The organism is Streptomyces sp. NPDC007875, from assembly GCF_042868035.1.
GTDB lineage: Bacteria > Actinomycetota > Actinomycetes > Streptomycetales > Streptomycetaceae > Streptomyces > Streptomyces antimycoticus.
The window spans coordinates 253,565-275,336 of record NZ_JBIADZ010000012.1 but is presented as its reverse complement, the minus strand read 5'-3'; the positions used below and the strand labels follow the sequence as shown (position 1 = coordinate 275,336).

The 21,772-nt window shown below is 71.2% G+C and carries 22 protein-coding genes and 1 pseudogene; 8 read left to right on the top strand and 15 right to left on the bottom strand.

Annotated elements, in window-relative coordinates; translation table 11 throughout:
• The first annotated feature begins 22 nt into the window (after positions 1-22).
• Positions 23-1,351, top strand: coding sequence for an aminotransferase class I/II-fold pyridoxal phosphate-dependent enzyme (locus ACFYOY_RS25755; protein WP_388589841.1), 1,329 nt, complete (start codon positions 23-25; stop codon positions 1,349-1,351).
• A gap of 159 nt (positions 1,352-1,510) precedes the next feature.
• Here the strand turns inward: ACFYOY_RS25755 and ACFYOY_RS25750 are convergent, their stop codons facing one another.
• On the bottom strand, positions 1,511-2,464 hold the full coding sequence (locus ACFYOY_RS25750) for a DMT family transporter (RefSeq protein ID WP_351888616.1): 954 nt from the start codon (positions 2,462-2,464) through the stop codon (positions 1,511-1,513).
• Positions 2,465-2,540: 76 nt separating this feature from the next.
• On the opposite strand from ACFYOY_RS25750, the gene ACFYOY_RS25745 reads away from it, so the two are divergent.
• On the top strand, positions 2,541-3,449 hold the full coding sequence (locus ACFYOY_RS25745) for a LysR substrate-binding domain-containing protein (protein ID WP_351888706.1): 909 nt from the start codon (positions 2,541-2,543) through the stop codon (positions 3,447-3,449).
• A gap of 70 nt (positions 3,450-3,519) precedes the next feature.
• On the opposite strand, the gene ACFYOY_RS25740 is transcribed toward ACFYOY_RS25745, so the two are convergent.
• The gene (locus tag ACFYOY_RS25740) at positions 3,520-3,987 is read right to left on the bottom strand and encodes a pyridoxamine 5'-phosphate oxidase family protein (RefSeq protein WP_351888613.1); all 468 of its coding nucleotides are present in this window, start codon (positions 3,985-3,987) and stop codon (positions 3,520-3,522) included.
• A gap of 57 nt (positions 3,988-4,044) precedes the next feature.
• On the opposite strand from ACFYOY_RS25740, the gene ACFYOY_RS25735 reads away from it, so the two are divergent.
• Entirely contained in the window at positions 4,045-4,749 is a 705-nt protein-coding gene (locus tag ACFYOY_RS25735; RefSeq protein ID WP_388589838.1) for a cysteine hydrolase, read from the top strand.
• Here ACFYOY_RS25735 and ACFYOY_RS25730 read toward each other — a convergent pair.
• The gene (locus tag ACFYOY_RS25730; RefSeq protein WP_351888606.1) at positions 4,715-5,209 is read right to left on the bottom strand and encodes a Rieske (2Fe-2S) protein; all 495 of its coding nucleotides are present in this window, start codon (positions 5,207-5,209) and stop codon (positions 4,715-4,717) included. The two genes, ACFYOY_RS25735 and ACFYOY_RS25730, sit on opposite strands and share 35 nt — an antisense overlap.
• 141 nt (positions 5,210-5,350) lie before the next feature.
• Here ACFYOY_RS25730 and ACFYOY_RS25725 point away from each other — a divergent pair, with 141 nt between their 5' ends.
• Complete coding sequence (locus tag ACFYOY_RS25725) at positions 5,351-6,970, top strand: ATP-binding cassette domain-containing protein (protein WP_351888603.1); 1,620 nt, start codon at positions 5,351-5,353, stop codon at positions 6,968-6,970.
• A gap of 236 nt (positions 6,971-7,206) precedes the next feature.
• On the opposite strand, the gene ACFYOY_RS25720 is transcribed toward ACFYOY_RS25725, so the two are convergent.
• The 5 genes from ACFYOY_RS25720 to ACFYOY_RS25700 form a co-directional block, all read right to left on the bottom strand.
• Positions 7,207-7,686, bottom strand: a complete 480-nt coding sequence (locus ACFYOY_RS25720; RefSeq protein ID WP_388589835.1) for a SpoIIE family protein phosphatase — start codon at positions 7,684-7,686, stop codon at positions 7,207-7,209.
• Entirely contained in the window at positions 7,646-7,870 is a 225-nt protein-coding gene (locus ACFYOY_RS25715; RefSeq protein WP_388589832.1) for a SpoIIE family protein phosphatase, read from the bottom strand. The genes ACFYOY_RS25720 and ACFYOY_RS25715 overlap by 41 nt, the downstream gene beginning before the upstream one ends.
• 558 nt (positions 7,871-8,428) lie before the next feature.
• Positions 8,429-9,697: a YbfB/YjiJ family MFS transporter gene (locus ACFYOY_RS25710; RefSeq protein WP_351888600.1), complete on the bottom strand. Its 1,269-nt coding sequence runs from the start codon at positions 9,695-9,697 to the stop codon at positions 8,429-8,431.
• Between the two features lie 88 nt (positions 9,698-9,785).
• Positions 9,786-10,166: a nuclear transport factor 2 family protein gene (locus tag ACFYOY_RS25705; RefSeq protein ID WP_351888597.1), complete on the bottom strand. Its 381-nt coding sequence runs from the start codon at positions 10,164-10,166 to the stop codon at positions 9,786-9,788.
• Positions 10,167-10,287: 121 nt separating this feature from the next.
• Positions 10,288-11,001 carry an SDR family NAD(P)-dependent oxidoreductase gene (locus ACFYOY_RS25700; RefSeq protein WP_388589829.1) on the bottom strand — a complete coding sequence of 238 codons (714 nt, stop codon included), beginning with the start codon at positions 10,999-11,001 and terminating at the stop codon, positions 10,288-10,290.
• Between the two features lie 283 nt (positions 11,002-11,284).
• Between ACFYOY_RS25700 and ACFYOY_RS25695 the strand changes: the two genes are divergently transcribed.
• Entirely contained in the window at positions 11,285-12,208 is a 924-nt protein-coding gene (locus tag ACFYOY_RS25695; RefSeq protein WP_351888700.1) for a LysR family transcriptional regulator, read from the top strand.
• A 195-nt stretch (positions 12,209-12,403) separates the two neighbouring features.
• Here ACFYOY_RS25695 and ACFYOY_RS25690 read toward each other — a convergent pair whose 3' ends face one another.
• The 7 genes and pseudogenes from ACFYOY_RS25690 to ACFYOY_RS25660 form a co-directional block, all read right to left on the bottom strand.
• Positions 12,404-13,186, bottom strand: a complete 783-nt coding sequence (locus ACFYOY_RS25690) for a DUF899 domain-containing protein (RefSeq protein ID WP_351888591.1) — start codon at positions 13,184-13,186, stop codon at positions 12,404-12,406.
• Between the two features lie 241 nt (positions 13,187-13,427).
• A complete protein-coding gene (locus tag ACFYOY_RS25685) occupies positions 13,428-14,603 on the bottom strand; it encodes a DUF6596 domain-containing protein (protein ID WP_351888588.1) in 1,176 nt (391 codons plus the stop codon).
• Entirely contained in the window at positions 14,600-15,019 is a 420-nt protein-coding gene (locus tag ACFYOY_RS25680; protein ID WP_351888585.1) for a YciI family protein, read from the bottom strand. The genes ACFYOY_RS25685 and ACFYOY_RS25680 overlap by 4 nt, the downstream gene beginning before the upstream one ends.
• A 277-nt stretch (positions 15,020-15,296) precedes the next feature.
• Positions 15,297-16,202, bottom strand: a complete 906-nt coding sequence (locus ACFYOY_RS25675) for an RNA polymerase subunit sigma (RefSeq protein ID WP_388589825.1) — start codon at positions 16,200-16,202, stop codon at positions 15,297-15,299.
• The gene (locus tag ACFYOY_RS25670) at positions 16,189-16,569 is read right to left on the bottom strand and encodes a hypothetical protein (RefSeq protein WP_388589822.1); all 381 of its coding nucleotides are present in this window, start codon (positions 16,567-16,569) and stop codon (positions 16,189-16,191) included. Before ACFYOY_RS25670 ends, ACFYOY_RS25675 begins: the two co-directional genes overlap by 14 nt.
• A 243-nt stretch (positions 16,570-16,812) precedes the next feature.
• A pseudogene (locus tag ACFYOY_RS25665) lies at positions 16,813-17,342 on the bottom strand (SDR family oxidoreductase); the annotation flags it as partial.
• 74 nt (positions 17,343-17,416) lie between these two features.
• Positions 17,417-19,117, bottom strand: coding sequence for an FAD-binding protein (locus ACFYOY_RS25660; RefSeq protein ID WP_351888697.1), 1,701 nt, complete (start codon positions 19,115-19,117; stop codon positions 17,417-17,419).
• Between the two features lie 219 nt (positions 19,118-19,336).
• Here ACFYOY_RS25660 and ACFYOY_RS25655 point away from each other — a divergent pair, with 219 nt between their 5' ends.
• The 3 genes from ACFYOY_RS25655 (at position 19,337) to ACFYOY_RS25645 (ending at position 21,566) form a co-directional block, all read left to right on the top strand.
• Positions 19,337-19,834, top strand: coding sequence for an Ohr family peroxiredoxin (locus tag ACFYOY_RS25655; RefSeq protein ID WP_351888572.1), 498 nt, complete (start codon positions 19,337-19,339; stop codon positions 19,832-19,834).
• Positions 19,835-20,061: 227 nt separating this feature from the next.
• Positions 20,062-21,069, top strand: coding sequence for a sigma-70 family RNA polymerase sigma factor (locus ACFYOY_RS25650; protein WP_351888569.1), 1,008 nt, complete (start codon positions 20,062-20,064; stop codon positions 21,067-21,069).
• A 23-nt stretch (positions 21,070-21,092) separates the two neighbouring features.
• Positions 21,093-21,566 (top strand): carboxymuconolactone decarboxylase family protein, encoded by a 474-nt coding sequence (locus ACFYOY_RS25645; RefSeq protein ID WP_351888566.1) that lies wholly within the window; start codon positions 21,093-21,095, stop codon positions 21,564-21,566.
• Positions 21,567-21,772 lie beyond the last annotated feature (206 nt).

The following is a 21,772-nucleotide window of genomic DNA, read 5'->3' as shown; positions in this document are numbered from 1 at the left end:
GCATTAGTGCAAAATAGCATTTGTGCTAGGAGAATATCCGATCGTCGGGCGTCGCGCAGCCGAGATCGCGGCCAGTGTGGAGCGCGCGGTCGGCGCCGGTGAGCTGCCGCCGGGCCAACTGCTGCCGCCCTTGCGGGAGTTGGCGCAGCGACTGGGCGTGAATCCCAATACGGTCGCGGCCGCCTATCGCGTGCTGCGCGAACGGGGCGTGATCGAAACGGCGGGGCGCCGGGGGAGCCGGGTGCGCTCCCGCCCCTCCAGTACGCCCCGCGAGTGGATCGGCGTCGACGCCACCGGCGCGCGCGACCTGTCTAGCGGCAACCCCGACCCCGCCCTGCTGCCCCCGCTCGGCGCGCCGCTCGCGGCGGCCGCGGCCCGCGCGGCGGAGCGCCCCACGCTGTACGGCGCGCCGGACGTCGTCCCCGAGGTCGCCGAGCTCGCCCGGGCCGCCCTCGATGCGGACGGGGTGCCGGCCGGGCCGGTCGCCGTCACGTCGGGCGCGCTCGACGCGATCGAACGGGTGCTGGCCGCGCATCTGCGTCCCGGTGACGCGGTCGCGGTCGAGGACCCCGGCTGGGGTAGTCTGCTCGACCTGATCCCGGCGCTCGGACTGCGCGCCGTCCCGGTCGGGGTCGACGACGACGGGCCGCTGCCCGAGCGGGTGGAGCAGGCGCTGGCCCAGGGGGCGCGGGCGCTGGTGGTCACCGACCGGGCGCAGAACCCGACCGGCGCGGTGGTGAGCGCGACACGCGCCCGCGAGCTGCGAACCGTGCTCGCCGCCCACCCTTCCGTACTGCTGATCGAGGACGACCACGGGCACGGCATCGTGGACCTCCCGCTGCGCCCCCTGGCCGGGGGCACGGACCACTGGGCGCTGGTCCGCTCCACCGCCAAGGCGTACGGCCCCGATCTGCGGCTCGCCGTGCTCACCGGCGACCCCGTCACCCTGGACCGGGTGCGCGGCCGCCAGCGGCTGGGGCCGGGCTGGGTCAGCCATCTGCTGCAGGACGCGGTCGGCGGGCTGTGGCGGACGGGCGCGGTCGACGCGGCGGCGGTGGCGGCGTCCTACGACACGCGGCGCGCCGCGCTGGTGCGGGCGCTGCGGGCGCGGGGGATCGCCGCGCACGGGCGGAGCGGGATGAATGTGTGGGTGCCGGTCCCGGACGAGACCGGCGCCGTCGCCCGGCTGCTGGCCTCGGGCTGGGCCGTCGCCCCCGGGGCGCGGTTCCGCGTGGCTTCGCCACCGGGGGTCCGGCTGACGATCTCGCCGCTGGCCGCCGGCGAGATCGAGACGGTCGCCGCCGCGGTGGCCGCGGCGGCGGGGGCGACGGTCACGGGACGGCTGGACTAGCGCCCCGGGTTCCGCACACCGACCACGGAGGGCAGGGGCTCAACGCCAACCGGCAGGCGTGTCCGTGCCCTGCCGCTGGCGTTGGACGCGCTGATGTGACGACCGGTGCCCTCGACCGGCCGACGGGCGGCCGACCGAGGGCACCGGGCGGCGGGGCGGCTATCGGGTGGTGGAGCGCCGCTGGGTCAGGGCCGCGCCGATGAGGACGACGGCGGCGCCCACCGGTGTGTTCCAGGTGAGGTGTTCCCCGAGGATCGCCACGCCCGCGGTGGTGGCGATCACCGGGACGAAGTAGGTGACCATCATCGCCGTCGTCGGGCCGACCTCGTCGACGAGCCCGTACTGGACCAGGAAGGCCACCCCGGTGCCCAGCGCGCCCAGGGCGAGCACGGACAGCACGGGCAGGACCGGGAAGGAGGTGGGCGTCGTCGCGAACACCGGTGCGACGAGGGCGAGTTGCACCGTGCCGAGCAGCAGCTGACCGCCGGACATCGACAGATGGGAGTGGCCCGTATCGCTCAGCGTGCGCCGGACGTACTGCCAGCCGACCGCATAGCTGGCCGAGGCGATCAGGGCCAGCACCGTGCCCAGCGGGTCCTGGCCGGAGAAGCCCTGCCAGGCGCCCAGCACGATCAACACGCCGATGAAGCCGAGCCCGAGACCCGCGACACGCTGACGGCTCGGCCGGTCGTCGGAGACCACGACCACCGCGAGCAGCATCCCCCACAGCGGCGAGGCGGCGTTGCAGATACCGGCCAGGGTGGAGGGGATGGTCAGCTCGGCGTAGGCGAACAGCGAGAACGGCAGCGCGTTGAGGAAGAACGCGGCCACCGCCAGATGACCCCAGACCCGCGCCCCGCGCGGCAGCCGCTCCCGCTGCACCACCAGCGTCACGAGCAGTACGGCGGTGCCGAACAGCATCCGCCCGAGCGTGACGTACAAGGGGGCGAACGCCTCATTGCCCACCTTGATGAAGAGAAAGCTGAAACCCCAGATCAGGGAGAGCGTGCCGAAGCGGATCCGCCAGTCGAGGAGCGGTCGTCGGGCGGGGGAGCAGGAGGTCTCCGCCGTGGAAGCGGCGGCAGGGGGCGCCGAGGCGGTCGCTGAGGTCATGCCTTTACGATGTGGGCTGCAACCTCTTAGGACAAGCGAGATTTCGTTGGCGGTATCGCGTAGGATTCCTTACATGTTGTTGAACCTGGATCGCCTACGGACCTTGCACGCCGTGGCCCGCCACGGCTCCGTGAGCGGCGCCGCCGAGGGGCTGCACGTCACCACCTCCGCCGTTTCCCAGCAACTCGCCAAGCTGGAGCGGGAGACCGGTCAGCAGCTGCTCGCCAAGAACGGGCGCGGGATCCGCCTCACCGACGCCGGGCGGCTGCTCTCCGACCACGCGGCGCGCATCCTCTCCCAGGTGGAGCTGGCCCAGGCGGATCTGGAGGCGCAGCGTGGCCATGCCGTCGGCGAGCTGCTGCTCGGCGCGTTCCCGACCGCCGTCCGCGGTCTCTTCCCCGACGCGCTGGGCCGGCTGCGCACCGAGCATCCGCAGTTGAACGTGCGGCTGCAGGAGATGGAGCCCGATGAGTCGGTGCCCTCGGTGGTGCGCGGCGACATCGATCTGGCCGTGGTCCTGGACTGGTACAACAAACCCCTGCCGATGCCCGGCGGGCTGGTGAAGGCCGCCCTGCTGGACGACCCGGTGGATGTGGCGATGCCCGCCGACCACCCCCTCGCCGACCGTCACGCGGTCGAGCCGGAGGACTTCGTGGACGACGAGTGGGTCTCCTGGCCCAAGGGCGGATTCTGCTACGACTGGCTGATGGTGACCCTGCGCGGCAAGGGCATCGAGCCGAGGATCCGGCACACCGCGCATGAGCACCACACCCAGCTCTCGCTGATCGCCGCCGGGCTGGGCATCGCGGTGGTGCCCCGGCTGGGCCGTGGCCCGGTGCCCGAGGGGGTGCGGATGGTGCCCGTCAGCCAGCCCACGATGCGGCGGCACATCTACGCGATCTGGCGCGCGGACGCCGACCGCAGGCCCTCGATCCGCGCGGCGGTCGAGGTGCTGCGGTCCGTCGGCGAGAAGATCATCGACTGATCATCGACTGATCGCCGACGGGCCGCCGACCGGCCCGGAGCCCGGCCCGGGCCCCGCTCCCGGGCAAGCCTCAGCCCTGCGGCATCTTGCGGAAGTCCCAGGAGCGGATCGCCTCGGGGGCCAGGCGCAGCCATGCGTGGCGCCCGTCGTGCGGCATGGCGTCCAGGCCGAAGTACTTCGCCGCGAACATCCGCTCCGGCGTGTCGAGTTCGGGGCACGACACGCCGGTGCGCGGCGCCTCGCCGACCAGGACCGCCTCGCCGGAGAGTTCCACCCCGCGCAGTTCGCCGTAGTCGTGCCCGTCGTCGACCACCACCGAGATCCGCGGATCGCGGCGCACCTCGGCCCAGCGGCGGCTGCGGGTCAGGGAGTACAGCCACAGGGCGGCGCCGTCCCAGCAGAACCACAGCGGGCTGACATGCGGCCGCCCGTCCGCGGCCACGGTCGCCACCCGACAGGTGCGCTGTTCGGCGAGGAAGGTGTCCAGCTCGTCCTGGGCCATCATGATGCGGCGTCCCCGCCGCTGGGTGACGGTCATCCGACCCTGTACCTCCCGGTGACTGGATGTGCGGCACAGGATGATGGCTCTTCCTTGATGACGCAAGGGACGCTACTCTCCCGCGCCGTGACCCCGCGCCCCCGCGAAGACCTAGTGGAACTGCTCCGGCCGGAAGGCTGCGCCCTGCTCACCGTCGAATGCCAGCGCGGTGTGGTGGGCCCGGACAGCGCGCTGCCCGAACTGGCCGCCGTGGCACAGGACATCGGTGCGCTCGGGCGTGTCGCCCAGCTGGTGGCGGCCGCCCACGACACGGGCGTCCAGGTGCTGCACGCGGTGGCCGAGCGGCGCGCCGACGGACGCGGCGCGAGCCGCAACGCCCCGCTGTTCCGGGCCGTCGAGCGGCTGCCGGTCCGGCAGCTCACCGGAAGCGCGGCGGTGGAGATCGCCGAACCGGTTCCGGTGGCCGCCGAGGACCTGGTCGTACGGCGGCTGCACGGCCTCTCGCCGATCGCCGGGACCGAGGTGGACGCGCTGCTGCGCAATCTGGGCTGCCGCACGCTGGTCATCACCGGCGTGTCGGCCAATGTGGCCATCCCGGCCGCCGTCTTCGACGCCGTCAACCTCGGCTATACGGCCGTGGTGCCCGAGGACGCGATCGCCGGGGTGCCCGCCTCGTACACCCCGGCGATGGTCCGCCACACCCTCGCCCTCGTGGCCGCCGTCACCACGGCCGACGAGGTGGTCGCCTGCTGGCGGAGGACGGCCGTCACGCCATCCAGATCGAACTTCCCTGCACCTTGATCTGCGCGCCCGGCAGCGGCTTCTGCGCCGGTCCGCCCTTCACACTGCCGTCGGTGATGTCGAACTTGCTCTGATGGCACGGGCAGTTGATGGTGCCGCCGGTCACATCGCCGACCGAGCAGCCCTGGTGCGTACAGATCGACGAGAACGCCTTGAACTCACCCGCCTTGGGCTGGGTCACCACGACCTTGTGGTCCTTGAAGACCATGCCACCGCCCTCGGGGATCTGGGAGGTCTTGGCCAGTTCCATACCGTCCCCGCCGGCCGACTGGCCGCCCTCCGCGCTCTGCGACGGCTGCGAACCCCCGGCGTCCTGGGCGCTGCCCGCGCTGCCGGTGTCCGAATCGCCGCTGTCGTCCTTGCCGCATGCGGCAAGCGTGGCGGCCAGCCCGGCCACTCCCGCCGCGGTGACGACGGCGCGGCGGGTGGTGCCCTGCCCGTTGATTGCCGACTGCGTCATGGTAGTGCCTCCTGATCAGGGGACGTTTCTCTCCCATACGGACGGCGGGGCCCCCGTGTTCAGCCACATGCGGGCATCCTCGGGCCCGGTTCGGGAAATCGCTTTGCCGATGGGGCGACCGGGCCGTGAGAATGCCGGACCATGGGACATCTGGAGGCCGCGCACCTCGCCTTTTTCCTGCCCGACGGACGGCTGCTGCTCGGCGATGTGTCGTTCCGCGTCGCGGAGGGCACGGTGGCCGCCCTGGTCGGGCCCAACGGGGCGGGCAAGACCACGCTGCTGCGGCTGGTCTCCGGCGAGGTGGAGCCGCACGGCGGCACGGTCACGGTCAGCGGTTCGCTCGGGGTGATGCCGCAGTTCATCGGCTCCGTGCGCGATGAGCGGACGGTCCGCGACCTGCTGGTGTCGGTGGCCCAGCCCCGGGTCCGCGAGGCCGCCCGCGCGGTCGACGAGGCCGAGCTGGCGATCATGGAGCGGGACGACGAGGCCGCCCAGATGGCCTACGCCCAGAGCCTGAGCGACTGGGCCGAGGCGCGTGGCTACGAGGCCGAGACGGTATGGGACATGTGCACCATGGCGGCGCTCGGACTGCCGTACGAACGGGCCCAGTGGCGTCAGGTGCGCACCCTCAGCGGGGGCGAGCAGAAGCGGCTGGTCCTGGAGGCGCTGCTGCGCGGGCCCGACGACGTGCTGCTGCTGGACGAGCCGGACAACTACCTCGATGTGCCGGGCAAGCAGTGGCTGGAGGAGCGGCTGCGCGAGACCCGTAAGACCGTCCTGTTCATCAGCCACGACCGGGAACTGCTGGCCCGCGCGGCCGACCGGATCGTCAGCGTCGAGCCGAGCCCGGCGGGCAGCGATGTGTGGGTGCACGGCGGCGGTTTCGCCACCTACCACGACGCCCGCGAGGAGCGGTTCGAGCGCTTCGAGGAGCTCCGGCGGCGCTGGGACGAGAAGCATGCCCAGCTCAAACGGCTGGTGCTGGACATGCAGCGGTACGCGGCCCGAAGTGACGAGATGGCCTCCCGCTACCAGGCCGCCAAGACCCGGCTGCGGAAGTTCGAGGAGGCCGGGCCGCCACCGGAGCCGCCGCGCAAACAGGACATCACCATGCGGCTCGCGGGCGGACGCACCGGGGTGCGGGCGCTGACGTGCCGGGCGCTGGAGTTGGAGGGGCTGATGCGCCCCTTCGACCTGGAGGTCTTCTACGGTGAGCGGGTGGCCGTCCTGGGCTCCAACGGCTCGGGCAAGTCCCACTTCCTGCGGCTCCTGGCGGGCCAGAGCGTCGACCACCGGGGGGAGTGGAAGCTGGGCGCGCGGGTCGTGCCCGGCCACTTCGCCCAGACCCACGCCCATCCGGAGCTCTTCGGGCGCACGCTGGTCGACATCCTGTGGACCGAGCACGCCCGGGACCGGGGGCGCTCGATGAGCGCCCTACGGCGCTATGAGCTCGATCGCCAGGGCGACCAGACCTTCGACCGGCTCTCGGGCGGCCAGCAGGCTCGGTTCCAGATCCTGCTGCTCGAACTGGCCGGGACGACCGCGCTGCTGCTGGACGAGCCCACGGACAACCTGGACCTGGAGTCGGCCGAAGCGCTGCAGGACGGGCTCGGCGCCTATGACGGCACGGTGCTGGCGGTCACCCATGACCGCTGGTTCGCGCGGTCCTTCGACCGCTTCCTGGTCTTCGGTGCGGACGGTGTCGTCCGCGAGACGGCGGAGCCGGTCTGGGACGAGCGCCGCGTCGACCGGGTCCGCTGAGCGCTCCGCTGGATGTGCCGCGCTGTGCCGTCGGTCGTCTGTGGCGCCATCGTGGCTGGTCCCGCCCACGCGGCGGAGCCGCACATCCAACACAGCCCCGCGCCCCTTCAGGGCACCTGCCGAACGGCAGTGGGCTTCGTCCGACCTGCTCAGCCGGGCGGCGTTCCGCCGGGTCTGCCGGATCTGCCGGAACGCCACGGATCAACGGTCGACGGCGTTGACCGGCACCATCTTCTTCAGCTGCTGGACCGGGTGGAGGGCGGGCGAGCGCCGGATGACCACCATGGCGGCGTCGTCGTCCAGCCGCCCGCCGGCATGGTCCAGCAGATCGCGGCGGAGGTGGTGCAGCAGCCCTTCGGGACCGGAGCACCTCCACTGCCCGACCCGTTGGGCCAGCGGATAGAAGGACCCGTCGGGGCACGGGCCTCGATCACCCCGTCCGTGTAGAGCAGCGGCGGCTCGCCGTCCTCGAAGGCGAAGGTGTCGGGCGTGCCGGAGGCGCTCGAGCCGTTCGGGAGTCCGCACATGCCCATCGGAGAGGCGGGCTGGGCCGCGGACAGGGTGGTCACCTCGCCCCGCTCGTGCAGCAGCAGGCGCGGCGGATGCCCGCAGTTGGTCATGTGCGCCACGGTGTCCTCGTCCGGGATGTCGACCAGCAGGGCGGCGATGAAGTGCTCACTGAGCTCCGCGTCCGCAACGGGCCGCTCGGCGGGCACCGCCGAGCTCGCCGTGCGCGATGGTGGTGTGCTCGGCCAGATGCCGGCAGACGCTGCGCTCCAGGACCTCGGCGAGCTCCAGCAGGCCGGGGCTGAAATGGGCGGCCTCCCGGAAGGCGCCCATCAGCACCGACGCGTCGCTGATGGAGGTCAGCCCCTTGCCCCGGACATCCCCGATGATCATCCGGGTGGAGTCCTTGACCCGGGTCGCCGCGTACAGGTCCCCGCCGATCTGCGCGCTCGTCCTCGGCCGCCATGTACAGCGAGGCGACCCGCAGCGGGACCAGCCGGTGCGGCAACGACCGCAGGACGCACCCGCTGCGTGGCCTCGGACACCGACCGCACCCGGGCCAGCTCACGGTGGCGCCGCCGCTGCTCCTGGGCGTAGGCCACGATGTACGCAGCTTCCGCCCCGCCAGCAGGCGCAGCCACGCCGCCGCCGCGTAGGCCGACTGCGACACGACATGCCGCTCCGGGTCCTGGTCTTCGGAATAGCACAGACCCACTTCGGTCAGCTGCTCATGGACCGCGTCGACGTCGGTCGGTTCGCCCGCGGCGGCCTTGCGGATTCCCCGTACCGCATCCGGGGTCGAGAGCACGGGCTCATCGCTCAGCTCCTCGTCCTCCTGCTCAACCCGGTAGCACGAGGTACGGACATCGAGATGGCCTGGCCCACCGGGCCGGTAAGGCCCAAATCCGGATGAGGGGCGTGCCGCCCACGACAGCGGGCCTCGCGTGGAGGTCAGTCGGCCTGGGCCCTCGCGGTGTCGACGGTCGTGGGCTGCCCGCCCGGTGCGGGTTCCGAGCGCGCGACCGGGTGGCCGGGCGTGGGCATGTGATGGGGGAAACCGATCCGGAGCAGGGCTGCCGCGACGGCGGACGCCAGGACGACGACGGCCGCGAGGATCAGGGCCTGGTGGTACCCATGGTGCAGCAGAGGGGTGGCGACCAGCGGGCCGAGGATCTGGCCCACCGAGTATCCGGCCGTCAGCAGGGCGACCGCGCGCGGGAAGCGCAGATGCGCGCCGGTCGCGAGCGCGAGGGTGCTGACGCCGATGAACGTGGCGCCGAAGAGCACCGCGGAGAGCAGCGCGGCGGCGACGCCACCGATCAGCGCGGGCAGGGCGATGCCGACGGCCTGGACGGCCAGCGCGGCCAGCAGGAGCCCCGGGCGGGACCAGCGCCGGCCCAGCCCCGCCCACAGCGCGGAGGACGGGATGGCCGCCAGGCCGACCAGCACCCAGGCACCACTGCCGATCCAGCCGGGAGAACTCTGCTCGATCGCGGCCACCAGGAAGGTCCCCGCGATGATGTAGCCGATGCCCTCCAGCGTGTAGGACGCGAGGAGCGCGGTGAACCACCGATGGGTGCGCGGGCCGGTCGCCCGCCGCTCCGCTCCGGGCGTGGCGGACGCCGACGGGGGAGCGGGTTCCGGCCGCAGGAACCATGCGGGAAGGGCGAGCAGCGCGGTCAGCCCGGCGGAGGCCCACCACGCGGCCTGCCAGTCGGCGATGGTGCGCAGGGCGAGGACGAGCAGCCCGGACAGGGCGATACCGGCCCCCACTCCTCCGAAGGCCCACCCGGGCAAGTGGGCGGGGTGGTCGCGCAGATGGCTGAGCAGGGAGCTGGCGGCGATGACGAAGATCAGCGCACTGGCCACGCCCGCACACAGCCGGAGCACCAGCCATACACCCGGGGCGTGGGTCAATGGCATCGCGGCCAGGGACACCGCCAGCACCACCAGGCAACCCCGCAGCACGGCCGGGGAACGCACCAGCCGAGGCAGGAAGGTTCCGGCGAGGGCACCGAGCAGATAGCCGACGTAGTTGGCGGTGGCGAGATTCGCCCCCGTCGCGGCGGACAGCCCGATCTGAGCGTGCATCAGGGGAAGAATCGGGGTGTAGACGAAACGGCCCACACCCATGCCGGCTCCCAGCGCGGCGGCGGCCTGTACGACATGGCCCCAGGGTGAGTGACGTACGCCTCGGGTGTCGGTGACGTGCTGCTGCATGGCCCCACACTGCGCCCGCCGCCAGGGCGAATGCCAGGATCGGCTTCCTCCCTGCTGGTAGGTCCAGCCTCTTACGGGCACCGCCGTCTCAGTGATCAGTGACGATCCGGGAGACGTGGTACTGACGGATCCGCCAACCGCCGCCCTCGCGCTGAAGGACCAACGACAGATGCACCGGGGCCTCCCACCCCGTCGGATCCCGGAAGGTGACGTCGGCGAAGCCACCGGCCACGTGTTCGCCGATCCGGTAGCCGTGGACGTTCCCCAGATGGGCCCTGCGGTAGTCCGGAACGGCCGCGTAGTAGCCGCGCACGGCGTCCCGGCCGGAGATCGTCTCGGGCCCGAACCCCTGGAAGAGGGCGTCGGGTGTGAACAGGTCGGCCATCGCGTCCGTCTGGTGACCGTCGAAGGCGGCCTGCCAGCGGCTCAGCACCTCGTGCAGGGGGTCGTTCAGCGCGTCAGTACTCATGGTGTCAGCTCCAACACAGGGGGTGAGGCGTCGCTCGCCTGCCGGAGAGCCGACGCCTGAGGAACACGGTCCGAGAAGGGTGTGCCCGGGCGGCGGGTGTGGCGCCCGGGCGGTGTGAGGGTCAGTGGCCGGCGCTCTGGCCGCCGTCGACGTGGAGGATTTCGCCGGTGACGAAGGGGGCGTTCTCCAGGTAGGTGACGGCGTCGGCGATGTCGCTGACCTCGCCCATCCGGCCGACCGGGTGGAGGGCGGCGAGGGTGTCGTGGTGTTCCGCCGGGTGCATGGGTGTCTTGATGATGCCGAGGGACACGGCGTTGCTGCGCACGCCGCGGGTGGCGTATTCGATGGCCAGGGCCTTGGTCGCCGACTGGAGCCCGCCCTTGGTCAGGGAGGCCAGTACGGAGGCGACCGCGGAGTTGGCGTGGTCGACCAGGCTGGTGGTGATCTGGACGACGTGCCCGCCGCCTTGACGGAGCATCTGCTCGACGGCGAGCTGGGTGATGCGGAAGAAGCCGCTCAGGTTGACGCCGGTGACCGCATCGTAGTCCTGCTGTGTGTACTCCGTGAACGGCTTGGCGACGAAGATGCCGGCGTTGTTGACCAGCGTGTCGATGCGGCCGAAGTGCTCTATCGCGGCGCCGGCGACCCGCTCGGCGGTGGCGGGGGCGGCGATGTCGCCCTGGACGGTGAGGACCTGCGGGTCGGGTGAGGGAGCGATCCCGCGCGAGGTCGCGACGACGGCGTAGCCGAGCTTCCGGTAGGCCTCGACCAGGCCCGCGCCGATGCCCTGGGACGCGCCGGTGATGATGGCGACCTTCTGGTCAGGAGTGCTCATGGTGACTGTCTCCAGTGGGGGTTGTCCGGACCGGTGTTCATGACCGGCTCCCCATGAATGTAGACGACCGGTCGACAAAACACCAAGGGGGGCGAGAGCCTCCGGCCCGCTTCGGCACCGCTGTGACCTGCGGTGGGAGGCAGCGCCTACCAGATGGGAGGAAGCCGGTCACAGGGACGCCCCGACGCGAGACCGCCCCGCCCCGCGGCCACTGAGCGGGCGTGGACGCAGGGGGGCGAGTCCGCCGAGGGCGCGACCGGCCGGGGCTCCGGCCGCGGGTAGCATTGCGGGCGTGGAGCTACGCCAGTTGCGGTATTTCGTCGCTGTAGCCGAGGAGCTGAACTTCGGCCGGGCCGCGGAACGGCTCCTGATCGCCGGCCCCTCCCTGTCCCAGCAGATCAAGTCGCTGGAACGGGATCTCGGCGTCCGGCTCTTCGACCGCGACCGCCGTTCGGTGGCCCTCACTCCGGCCGGAGCGGCCCTGCTCCCTCACACCCGGGCCCTGCTCGAGCGCGCTGACGACCTCCGCAACCGCGCCGCCAGGATCGCGGGCTCGGAGCCGGTCCGGCTCGGCTACGTCAACTGGCTGCCCGCGGACCTGACCGCCCGCGCCTCGTCCGTGGCGCGCCTGCACATCGACGCATGGGTCGCGCCCTCCCACGCCCAGGCGGCGCGCGTCGCGGACGGTGGCCTCGACCTCGCGGTGTGCTGGATCCGTACGGACGACCTGGAGAAGCTCGGACTCGGCGCCAGGCTGATCGGCGCGGAGCGGCTCTACGCCGTCTCGGCCGGGCAGGACACCGGCGAGGTCCGCGCCCAGGACACCGTCGCGCTGCTGGACGACGACACCACCACATGGCTGTCCTGGAACGACTACGCGGGCCGATTGGCCGAAGAGACCGGCGTCCCCGTGGCGCGCATCAGGGACGGGGGCATCACCGGTCCCGTGTTCTTCGACCATGTGCGTCGAAGCGGGCGGCCCATCCTCAACTCGCCCAAGGGCCAGACCACTCCACTGCCGCCCGATCTGGCCGCACGCCCTGTGGCCGAGCCGAAGCTCTACTGGACCTGGTCTCTCGTCTGGCGCCGGGACGAACTCCGCCCGGCCGTACTGAGCACCGTCGACGCCCTGACCGAAGGCGTTGGCGACTTCGGCATCCATGCGCCGGACGCATGGCTCCCTGACGGGGATCCGTACAAGCGGTAGACCCGGTCGGCCGTGGTCGGGGTCGCCGTGGTCGGGGTCGCCGTGGTCGGCGCTTCGTGACCGGCGGACACGATATGTGCCCCCGGACTCCTGGTGGGATGGGCAAGCCTGGACGGCCCGTCTCCCACCAGGGGCCGCCGACCGATAGAGCGCGCAGACCCCTCACGCCCTGCCGACGCCGTCGGCGGAGGCGCGTCAGTGGTGGTGGCCGTGTCGGCCGAGGGTCTCCACGGGGGTCGCGCCGGGGCGGGTCCACTGCGGCACGGGGCGGCTGGTCGGGCCCCAGGTGGCGTTCCCGTCCGCGTCCGTGCGCCAGGACCAGCACGGGCCGCGCCCTTCGGGCCAGCCCTCGGGGTCGTCCTCCCACGCCTCGCGGCGGCCGTAGGGCGTCATGTCGAGCAGGCCGAGGGACCCGTTGACCCGCTCATTGCCACGGCCGGTCGTGGAGTAGGTGAGGAACACGCGATCGCCGTCGCGCAGGAAGCAGGTGAGGTACCCCATGTCCCCGCCGACCGGCGCGTCCACGTCGCGCACCGAGTACCAGGGCTGGGTGTAGCCCATGAACTCGACGTAGGAGGCCACCTCGTCCCACCGGCCCGTGGTCACGATGGCGAACGAGACACCGCCGGCGTTGAGGTAGGCGGCGTCCTTCAGATGCCAGGCCGTGGTGGTGCAGCCCTCGCACTGCCCCTGGTGCGGCGCGCCGTCGTGCCACATGTGCTGGTAGACCACGAGCTCGTCGCGGCCTTGGAACAGGTCCAGGAACGGGACCGGGCCGTCCGGTCCGACGACCTCGACCGTCCCGTCGAACTCCACCATCGGCAGCCGGCGGCGGGCCGCGGCGATGGCGTCGCCCTCGCGGGTGTGGGCCTTCTCGCGCACCAGAAGCTCGTCACGGGCGGCCTGCCAGGTGGCCAGGTCGACGATGGGCGGGCGGCCGGGCAGCGTGGTGGTCGGGTCGTCCGGTGCGGTCGTCATGGTGTCCTCCGTGGTGTCTCGTGCCGGGCAGCGTCGTACGGCGTCCTACGACGGTCACCAGAACAGACTCGCGTCCCGGCCGGAACTCATCGCGGCACCGTGCGCACTCGGCCGAGCCCGCACGGAACCGAGGGCCGGCCGCGAGCGATCACCTCCGCCGTGTACCGGTCCATGGACGCCCCGTGCTCTTCCCACATGTCCTCACGCGATGTGACGGAGCCGGACCGCCGGGCGCGACTCGTCAGCCACGCCGACGGGCGTTGAGGCGGGCGGCCTGGCGGGTCAGGTAGTCGCGCTCGGCGAGGTTGGGTGCCTGGTGGGCCGCCTCGGCATACAGCCGTGCCGCCGTCGTCAGGTCGCCGTCGCGTTCGTGGAGGTACGCCGCCACCGCGGTGTGGCGGGGCATGGGGGATCCCCTGCTCGAAGAGGCCGGCGAAGAGTCGTTCAGCTCCGCGAGCGCCGCCAGGCCGGCGCGCGGGCCGTCGGCCTCGCCGACGGCCACCGCGCGGTTGAGCCGGACGACCGGGCTGTCGGTCAGGCGCACGAGCTCGTCGTACCACTCCAGGATCTGTACCCAGTCGGTCTCCTCGACGGTGGGCGCGTCGGCGTGGAGTGCCGCGATGGCGGCCTGGGCCTGGAACTCGCCCAGTCGGTCGCGGGCGAGGGCCGCCTGCAGGATCTCGATGCCCTCGGCGATCGAGGCGGTGTCCCACCGGCCGCGGTCCTGCTCGGCGAGCGGCACCAGGCTGCCGTCCGGCGCGGTCCGGGTGGCGCGCCGGGCGTGGTGGAGCAGCATGAGGGCGAGCAGCCCGGCCACTTCGGGGTGGCCGATGCGGGCCGCGAGCTGCCGGGTGAGCCGGATGGCCTCGGCGGAGAGGTCGACGTCGCCGGAGTAGCCCTCGTTGAAGACCAGGTAGAGGACGCGCAGCACGGTGGCGACGTCGCCGGGCTGGTCGAATCGCACGTCGGAGACGGTGCGCTTGGCACGGCTGATGCGCTGCGCCATGGTCGCCTCGGGCACGAGGTATGCCTGGGCGATCTGGCGGGTGGTCAGCCCGCCCACGGCGCGCAGGGTGAGCGCCACCGCGGACGACGGCGTCAGCGACGGGTGGGCGCACAGGAAGTAGAGCTGGAGGGTGTCGTCCACGGCGGGCGCGGGCCCGGGTGCCGGCTCCTCGTCGACGCGGTCCTCCCGCCGGCGGCGGGCGGCATCCGAGCGGGTGGCGTCGAGGAACTTGCGCCAGGCCACGGTGACCAGCCAGCCCTTCGCATCCCGCGGAGGGTCGGCCGGCCAGCCGCGGACCGCCTCGACCAGTGCGTCCTGTACGGCGTCCTCGGCCGCCGCGAAGTCGGCTCCGCGGCGGACGAGGACGGCGAGCACGCTCGGCGTGAGGCTCCGGATCAGGGCCTCGTTCATTGATGAGGGCACTCCGTGATGGTGGGGTGCGGGCCCAGGAACGGGCGCAGCTCGAGCCACTCGTGGATCGGCTTGCCGCCCGCCCCTGGGGCGGCCGACAGCTCCCCGGCCAGCTCGACGGCGCGCTCGTAGCTGTCGACGTCGATCACCATCCAGCCCGCGATGAGGTCCTTGGTCTCGGCGAACGGGCCGTCGGTGACCGGCGGGCGCCCCTCACCGTCGTACCGCACCCATGTCCCCTCGGGGGCGAGTGCCTGGCCGCCGACGAACTCGCCGGTCCCCTCCAGCCGCGCCGCGAAGTCGTTCATGTACTGCACGTGCGCCGCGACCTCCTCCGGTGCCCACTGGTCCATGGGCACGTCGTTGACCGCGGCCGGAGCGCCACGATAGTGCTTGAGCAGCAAGTACTTGGCCATTGTGTTTCTCCTCGGTGCCGATGCGACCCATTGTGGTCGCGTTCACCTCGGGGACGGAGCCGGCCGCGGGTTCTCGACATCGCCGTCCGAACTTTTTTGGCGCCCGTGCGCGAGCAGGGGTGAGCCGACCGCTCTGCCTTCAGCGGCACGTGTCACAGACGGGCGGACTCCCCGGTCCGGCCTCAAGCCCGGTGACCTCATCCCCGGGGCCGATGCTCATATCGCGACCACTCGCTACGGCGACTGGCTTGACGGGCACGCCGGCGCTCAAAGGTGATCAAGACCGGTCATCACCCCGCTGTGCCGGGCCCTGGTGTGAACCGGGGCCATCGGGGGCGGGGGGCCGGTTCCAGGAGCGCAGTTTCTCGGGGTTGAGGACGACCCAGACCTGTGCGACGCGATGGTCGGTCATGCCGAGACTGATGACGGCGGCGACCTGGCGGTCGTAGCGGGCGACCAGGCCGGTGCGCCCGTTGACGGAGTGGGTGGTCAGGGTGGTGCGCGGGCGGTGGGCCAGGAGTGTCAGCAGGCTGTGGGCGACCCGTCGGCTGCCGTGTGCGGGCCTGATCAGCGTCCGGACCTTGCCGCCGCCGTCGAAGAACGCCGTGACATCCGGACACAGCAGCGACGCGAGCAGTTCGGCGTCCTCGCTCACACAGGCCCGGCGGACGGCGTGGGCCAGGGCATCGTGCTCTTCCGGCGTCGCGGGATGTGAGCGCCGCATCCGGAGGGAGTGGCGGGCCCGGTCGGCGAGTTCGGCGCACTCCGGCTCGATGCGCCCCACGATGTCCGCGACCGTATCGGGGGCCATGCCGAAGGCGTCATGGAGCACGAACACCGCCCGCTCGGGCGGCGGCAGAGAGTCCAGCGCGTTCAGCAGGACCTGGCTGACCTCCTCCACCAGCTTCGTCCGGGCTCCCTCGGTGTCTCCGGTTTCTGTGCGGTGATCCTCGGGGTGGGTGAGCCGGCTCAGGCAGATCCCGCCCGCGGTCTTCGCGAGCCAGGACCGGGCCGCGGTGATCTGCCGGCGCTCCGCATCCGACAGCGCGTACCAGCGGCGGTAGGTCTCGTCGACGACGTTCTCCGCCTCACGGGGGCCGCCCAGCATCCAGTAGGCGACATCCAGCAGATACCGGCGCTCATCGAGCAGCTCCGCGATCGGCACCGCGTCAGCGTGCTCCATACGGCAACCTCCCGAACAGAGAAAACAGATCAGAGACAACGGGGCAGAGTGAACGGGTCAGGCTGAAAGAGCCGAGAGCGTCCCGAAGGATCTGCTGGACCTGGATCTGATCGGCTTCGGCCTGGACCCCGCTCCGGGCCACCCGGTCCGGGTCACGGTCGGCACACCGGAGGGCCCTGCACACCGCGTGAGTCGAATCGCAGGCCCCGTCCACCACGTAGTACAGCCAAAACCGCTGGAAGTCGGCGGTGTGGAACGGCAGGCCCACCAGCCATTTGCCATGAAGTTCGAGGCCGGAGTCGCGGGAAAAGCGCTCGGCCTCCGCAGCAACACGCCCGCCGCAATCAGAGTCCGTATGGTGCCGCATGCTGTGTCATCTCCATTCCGACTCGGGCGATCGCGCCGATGGCGCGGCCTGCCGTCGAGGTACGGGTACGGGTGAGACGCTTCGCTTTTCTACCTGCGTGACCAGACGGCACTCCGACTTGTGACACCTGCGACCGGTATTGCGGCACCTTTTTGACACGCTTCCGCCGGGCAGGCGAAGGCGCCCGTGGCGAGGGACGGCCGGTCCCCTTCCGCCGACGGGCGCCCTGCGGCCGCCCGCGGTCTAGTGCTGCTGCACCAGCCAATCGTTGACCTTGGTCTCGGTGATCTCCGCGTCAGGACCCGGCAGCAGCGAGGTCTCCTGCAGCTCGACATCGACGTACTTCGCACCCGGGTCGGCGACGCCCTTGCGGGGGTCCTTGTTGGCGGCGAGCATCTCGCGGATGAGCTGGTCGAGTTCGAACTCATCGGGCCCCGCGACCTCCACCACGTCGTTGGTCGGGGTACCGAGCGCGGCGCGGTCCACGGCCGCGGCCAAGTCGTCGGAGTACATGGGCCGGATCTTGACGTGGGCCAGATGAACGGTGTCGCCCTCGGTCGCCGAGTCCGTCAGCCTCTTCATGAACTCGAAGAACTGGGTGGCGTGGACGATGGAGTACGGGATCCCGGACGCTTGAGCAGGTCCTCCTGGACCTGCTTGGCACGGAAGTATCCACTGTCCTGGAGCCGATCGGTGCCGATCACGGACAGCACCACGTGGTGCGCCACACCGGCCTGGGCCTCCGCCTCCAGGAGGTTGTGCGGGGCGCTCCTGCGATGAGCTCCTCGCGGGCGCCGAAACGGCGCCCCCGGTCTGTGTTCCCAGGCGTTGTTCGCAGTGTACGAGGTCATTCGGCGAGCTTTCCCTCGGTCGAGACCTCCTCCATCAGCGAGGAAATCTCGTCCGGTGCGGCCGGGATGCTCTCGCGGGTGATACCGGTGGCGGGTGACCACACGAGGTTGACCCGCAGCGCGGGATCGAGGTCGGGGTAGTCGCTGCGGTTGTGGCAGCCGCGGGTCTCGCGCCGCTCCAGTGCCGCTTCGAGGGTGGCCCGGGCCGACAGGGCGGCGGACTTGAGATCGAAGGCGTGCGCGAGGTCCTGGAAGCCGGCGATGTCCGGGTGCACGCCGACGTCCTGCATCCTCTTCTCGATCAGTGCGAGCTCCGCCAGCCCGGCGCGCAGCCCTTCTTCGTCGCGTACGACTCCCGCATGCTCGGTCATGGTGTTGCGGATGGCACGCTGCAGGGCGCGGACATTCTCCCGTCCGTCGGCCGCGAGAAGATCGTCGATCTCGGCGCGAGCCGCCGCGATGGCCGGGGCCGACCGTGGCTGCGCGGTCAGGGACGCGGAGTAGGCGGCGGCCGCCTGGCCCGTGATACGGCCGAAGACCAGCAGTTCGATGAGGCTGTTCCCGCCGAGGCGGTTGGCGCCGTGCAGCCCGCTCGACGCCTCACCGATGGCGTACAGACCGCGGACGTCGGTGCTGTGGTCCTCGGGACGCACCCACACCCCGCCCATCGAGTAGTGCGCCGTGGGCGCGATCTCGATCGGATCGCGGGTGATGTCCAGCATCTGGAGGTCCAGCAGGGTCTGATAGACGCGGGGGAGCCTCGTCATGATCGTGTGCCGTGGCAGATGGGAGACGTCGAGCCACACTCCGCCGTGAGGAGTCCCGCGTCCTTCCTTGATCTCCGTGTAGGAGGCCAGGGCCACGCGATCACGGGTGGACAGCTCCATGCGCGCCGGGTCGTAGCGGGTCATGAACCGTTCCCCGAGCGCGTTGCGCAGCGTGCCGCCCTCACCCCGTGCGGCCTCGCTGACGAGGGTGCCGGCCGCGTTCTCCGGCTCGATGATCCCGGAGGGATGGAACTGCACCAGCTCCGGGTCGCGCAGCCGGGCCCCGGCCTCGACGGCCAGGCGGAAGGAGTCGCCCGTGTTCTCGTCGCGTCGTGAGGAGGTGCGCCGCCAGATACGGGTATGGCCACCCGCCGCGAGAATGACGGCGTCGGCATGGATCAGATAGCGCGTTCCGTGCGTGAGGTCGAAGCCGTACGCGCCGAAAACGGCCCCGTCGTGGACCAGGAGCCGGGTGATGTAGACGCCGTCGAGCACGGGGATGTCGAGCTGCTCCGCCCGCCTGATGAGTGTGCGCTGGATCTCCAGGCCGGTGTAGTCACCGGCGAAGGCGGTGCGCCGGAATTTGTGCGCGCCGAAGAAGCGCTGGGAGATCCGCCCGTCCTCTTCCCTGGCGAAGGCCACGCCATAGCGTTCCAGGTCGTCGATTCCCCGGGCGGCGCCCTCGGTGACGATCTGGACCGTGCGGGGATCGGCCAGCAGATAGCTCTCTTTGAGCGTGTCGGCCGCGTGCTGCTGCCAGCTGTCCTCGGGATCCATGGTGCCGAGGGCCGCGTTGATTCCTCCGGCGGCGAGTGCGGTATGGGCGTCCGCCTTGGGGCGCTTGCCGACCGCGAGGACGTCGACGCCGGCCTCGGCCAGTTCGATCGACGCCCGCAGCCCGGCCCCTCCGGTGCCGATCACCAGCACCATGGTGGAAAGACGTCGTTCGGTGATAGCCACGGTCTGCTCCGATCGTCGAGAGGTTGCCACTCACTACGACCAGACCGTCCCAGGATATGTGACACCTTTCGCTCCCGCCGGTCCCGTGATGGGTGGCGCTTGACCAGGGACTGTCACAACACGCGTGTCTCGCCGGTCAACCAGGTGTCCGCGCCCGGCCGTATGCCGCAACGTCGACGGAGTGACGCAATGACCGAGCAGATCCGGTTGCCCCATCTGTCCACCGACCATGACTTCGACGGAGAGTCCTTCGCCCCCATCTACACCACGACCGTGACGGTGAGCGGTGGGATGGCGCGTCATGGGCGGGCCTCAGGGAGAGCCTGCTCGGCCGACGGACTCCTGGATCTCCATCTGCGCATGCCGACGGAGCTGGGAGGAGACGGTCAGGGGACGAATCCCGAGCAGTTGTTCGCCGCCGGGCTCGCCGCCTGCTTCCACGGGGCGCTGAGCCTGGTGGCACGACAGGCCGCGCTCGACCCCGCCGCGATCTCCGTGGCGGGAACCGTGGCCTTTGGGCGGGACCCGGAAGACGGTGGCTATGTATTGCGCGTCGACCTCGTGGTCAGGTGGCCGGGCGTCGATCCCGCTGTCGCCGCCCCGCTCCTGGAGAAGGCCGGTGCATTGAGCCCCTACGCGAAGATGGCTCGGCGGGGAACGGCGACAGCCATCACGCTGGCTTCGTAGCGGGCCACATCGGCCGGCTGTACGGGGCGGGCGGTACGGAAAGCGACGGCCTGCCGCGCTGTGTGATGGCGTGGTCTCCCATGCACACCGCCAAGGCCCCGGGCCGTACCTGAGAGGCAACCGGCTCGAATCACTCGTTTATGCGATGCGATTCAGGGCCGCCCCGATCCAGTGTGGCCAGGTAGGAACGCAGACGGCTTACTACTCAGAGGTATGACCGCAGGATCATGGATCTCGAACCGCGTCCCCCGGCAGGGGACCTTGAAGAGGCCGTCTCTGTCTTCGTGCGGCACCGGGGGCGCCTGTTCGGCATCGCCTACCGCGTGCTCGGCAGCGTGGTCGAGGCCGAGGACGTGGTCCAGGAGGTGTGGCTGCGCTGGCAGAAGACGGACCGCTCCGCGGTGGTGAGCCCGGTGGCCTTCCTCTCGAGCACCACGACCCGTTTGGCCATCAACGTGGCGCAATCGGCGCGTGTGCGCCGGGAGACCTATATCGGGCCGTGGCTGCCCGAACCCATCGACACCAGCGCGGATCCGGAGGTGGGGGCGCAGCGCGCGGAGGCACTGGAGCTGGCTCTGCTGCTGGTGCTGGAGAAGCTGAGCCCCGTCGAGCGCGCCGCGTATGTGATGCGTGAGGCGTTCGACTACGGCTACCCCGAGATCGCCGACATGCTGCACATCAGCCCCGTCTACGTGCGGAAGATCGTCAGCCGCGCCCGCAAGCATCTGTCGGACGAGCAGCGGGAGAGCGTGGACACGGCGGAGCACCGGCGCCTTCTGAACGCCTTCGTCTCCGCGGCTCGAACCGGGGACGTGGCGTCGCTGGAGGCCCTTCTCACCCCCGATGCCACCAGTCTGTCCGACGGCAACGGTCTGCGGGCCTGCGCGCGTATCCCGGTGCTGGGCCCTGCGCGTATCGCCAAACTGGCGACCTATCCGCGGCTCTGGCGGGACGCGGAGCCCAGGCTGGTCGACGCCAACGGCCGTACGGGCGTGATGTGTTACCGGGATGGGGAGCCCGCGACGTTCCTGACGGTAGCCGCCTCGAAGGAAGGCATCCACAAGGTGATGTGGGTGTTCACCCCGAGCAAGATCGCTGCCTTTCTTGCTTCGCGCTCCCGCTGCGCGACCGCTTCCGGTCGCCCGGACGGTACGGCGATGACACGGCCGCGGAGACCCACCTCACACGGCCTTGGGTGTCACACCTCGCCGGGCTGTCCGGTCATGAGTGCGTAACGGCAATTCTGCTAGGAGGACCCATGGATCCCCGTGTCAACTACTACGGCAATGGCCTCGCGGCCAAGGCGATGAGGCACTTCGGCTCGGTCAGCAAGGTGCTGGCGGACTCGACGCTGCCGCACACCATTCAGAGCCTGGTGGAGATCCGCGCCAGCCAGATCAACGGCTGTGGCTTCTGCACCGACATGCACACCAAGGAAGCGGCCAACGCCGGCGAGACCTCGATACGGCTCAACCTGGTCGCCGCCTGGCGGGAGGCGACCCTCTTCACCGAGGCCGAGCGTGCCGCACTGGAGCTGGCCGAGCAGGGCACCCGGGTCGCGGACGCGGCCGGCGGGGTCACGGACGAGGCCTGGGCGAACGCCGCCAAGCACTTCGATGAGGACCAGCTCGCCGCGCTGATCACTCTCATCGCCATCATCAACTGCTACAACCGCATCAACATCATCAACCAGCAGCCGGCCGGCGACTACAAGGTGGGCCAGTTCGGCTGAGCCGGAGCGTCCGCGTTATCTCCTCCGGCCGCCGTCACAGGCGGGTGCATCATTCCCGAGGGCGCTTCGGGGATGACCGTCCTCGTCGAATGGCCTCCCGGCCACCGGCCATCCGCACGTCGCGGGTGGCGCAGCGGAGTGGATCCTCTCCCGCACACCGCCATGGCCCCTGGCCATGGCGGTGCTGCGGTGTCCCCCGAGGCCCG

Excerpts from the sequence above, each read along its gene's own strand:
- ACFYOY_RS25750 (WP_351888616.1), bottom strand. The coding sequence starts at position 2,464 with ATGACCTCAGCGACCGCCTCGGCGCCCCCTGCCGCCGCTTCCACGGCG.
- ACFYOY_RS25740 (WP_351888613.1), bottom strand. The coding sequence starts at position 3,987 with ATGACCGTCACCCAGCGGCGGGGACGCCGCATCATGATGGCCCAGGAC.
- ACFYOY_RS25735 (WP_388589838.1), top strand. The coding sequence starts at position 4,045 with ATGACGCAAGGGACGCTACTCTCCCGCGCCGTGACCCCGCGCCCCCGC.
- ACFYOY_RS25730 (WP_351888606.1), bottom strand. The coding sequence starts at position 5,209 with ATGACGCAGTCGGCAATCAACGGGCAGGGCACCACCCGCCGCGCCGTC.
- ACFYOY_RS25725 (WP_351888603.1), top strand. The coding sequence starts at position 5,351 with ATGGGACATCTGGAGGCCGCGCACCTCGCCTTTTTCCTGCCCGACGGA.
- ACFYOY_RS25715 (WP_388589832.1), bottom strand. The coding sequence starts at position 7,870 with ATGATCATCGGGGATGTCCGGGGCAAGGGGCTGACCTCCATCAGCGAC.
- ACFYOY_RS25710 (WP_351888600.1), bottom strand. The coding sequence starts at position 9,697 with ATGCAGCAGCACGTCACCGACACCCGAGGCGTACGTCACTCACCCTGG.
- ACFYOY_RS25705 (WP_351888597.1), bottom strand. The coding sequence starts at position 10,166 with ATGAGTACTGACGCGCTGAACGACCCCCTGCACGAGGTGCTGAGCCGC.
- ACFYOY_RS25700 (WP_388589829.1), bottom strand. The coding sequence starts at position 11,001 with ATGAGCACTCCTGACCAGAAGGTCGCCATCATCACCGGCGCGTCCCAG.
- ACFYOY_RS25690 (WP_351888591.1), bottom strand. The coding sequence starts at position 13,186 with ATGACGACCGCACCGGACGACCCGACCACCACGCTGCCCGGCCGCCCG.
- ACFYOY_RS25685 (WP_351888588.1), bottom strand. The coding sequence starts at position 14,603 with ATGAACGAGGCCCTGATCCGGAGCCTCACGCCGAGCGTGCTCGCCGTC.
- ACFYOY_RS25680 (WP_351888585.1), bottom strand. The coding sequence starts at position 15,019 with ATGGCCAAGTACTTGCTGCTCAAGCACTATCGTGGCGCTCCGGCCGCG.
- ACFYOY_RS25675 (WP_388589825.1), bottom strand. The coding sequence starts at position 16,202 with ATGGAGCACGCTGACGCGGTGCCGATCGCGGAGCTGCTCGATGAGCGC.
- ACFYOY_RS25670 (WP_388589822.1), bottom strand. The coding sequence starts at position 16,569 with ATGCGGCACCATACGGACTCTGATTGCGGCGGGCGTGTTGCTGCGGAG.
- ACFYOY_RS25660 (WP_351888697.1), bottom strand. The coding sequence starts at position 19,117 with ATGGTGCTGGTGATCGGCACCGGAGGGGCCGGGCTGCGGGCGTCGATC.
- ACFYOY_RS25655 (WP_351888572.1), top strand. The coding sequence starts at position 19,337 with ATGACCGAGCAGATCCGGTTGCCCCATCTGTCCACCGACCATGACTTC.
- ACFYOY_RS25650 (WP_351888569.1), top strand. The coding sequence starts at position 20,062 with ATGGATCTCGAACCGCGTCCCCCGGCAGGGGACCTTGAAGAGGCCGTC.
- ACFYOY_RS25645 (WP_351888566.1), top strand. The coding sequence starts at position 21,093 with ATGGATCCCCGTGTCAACTACTACGGCAATGGCCTCGCGGCCAAGGCG.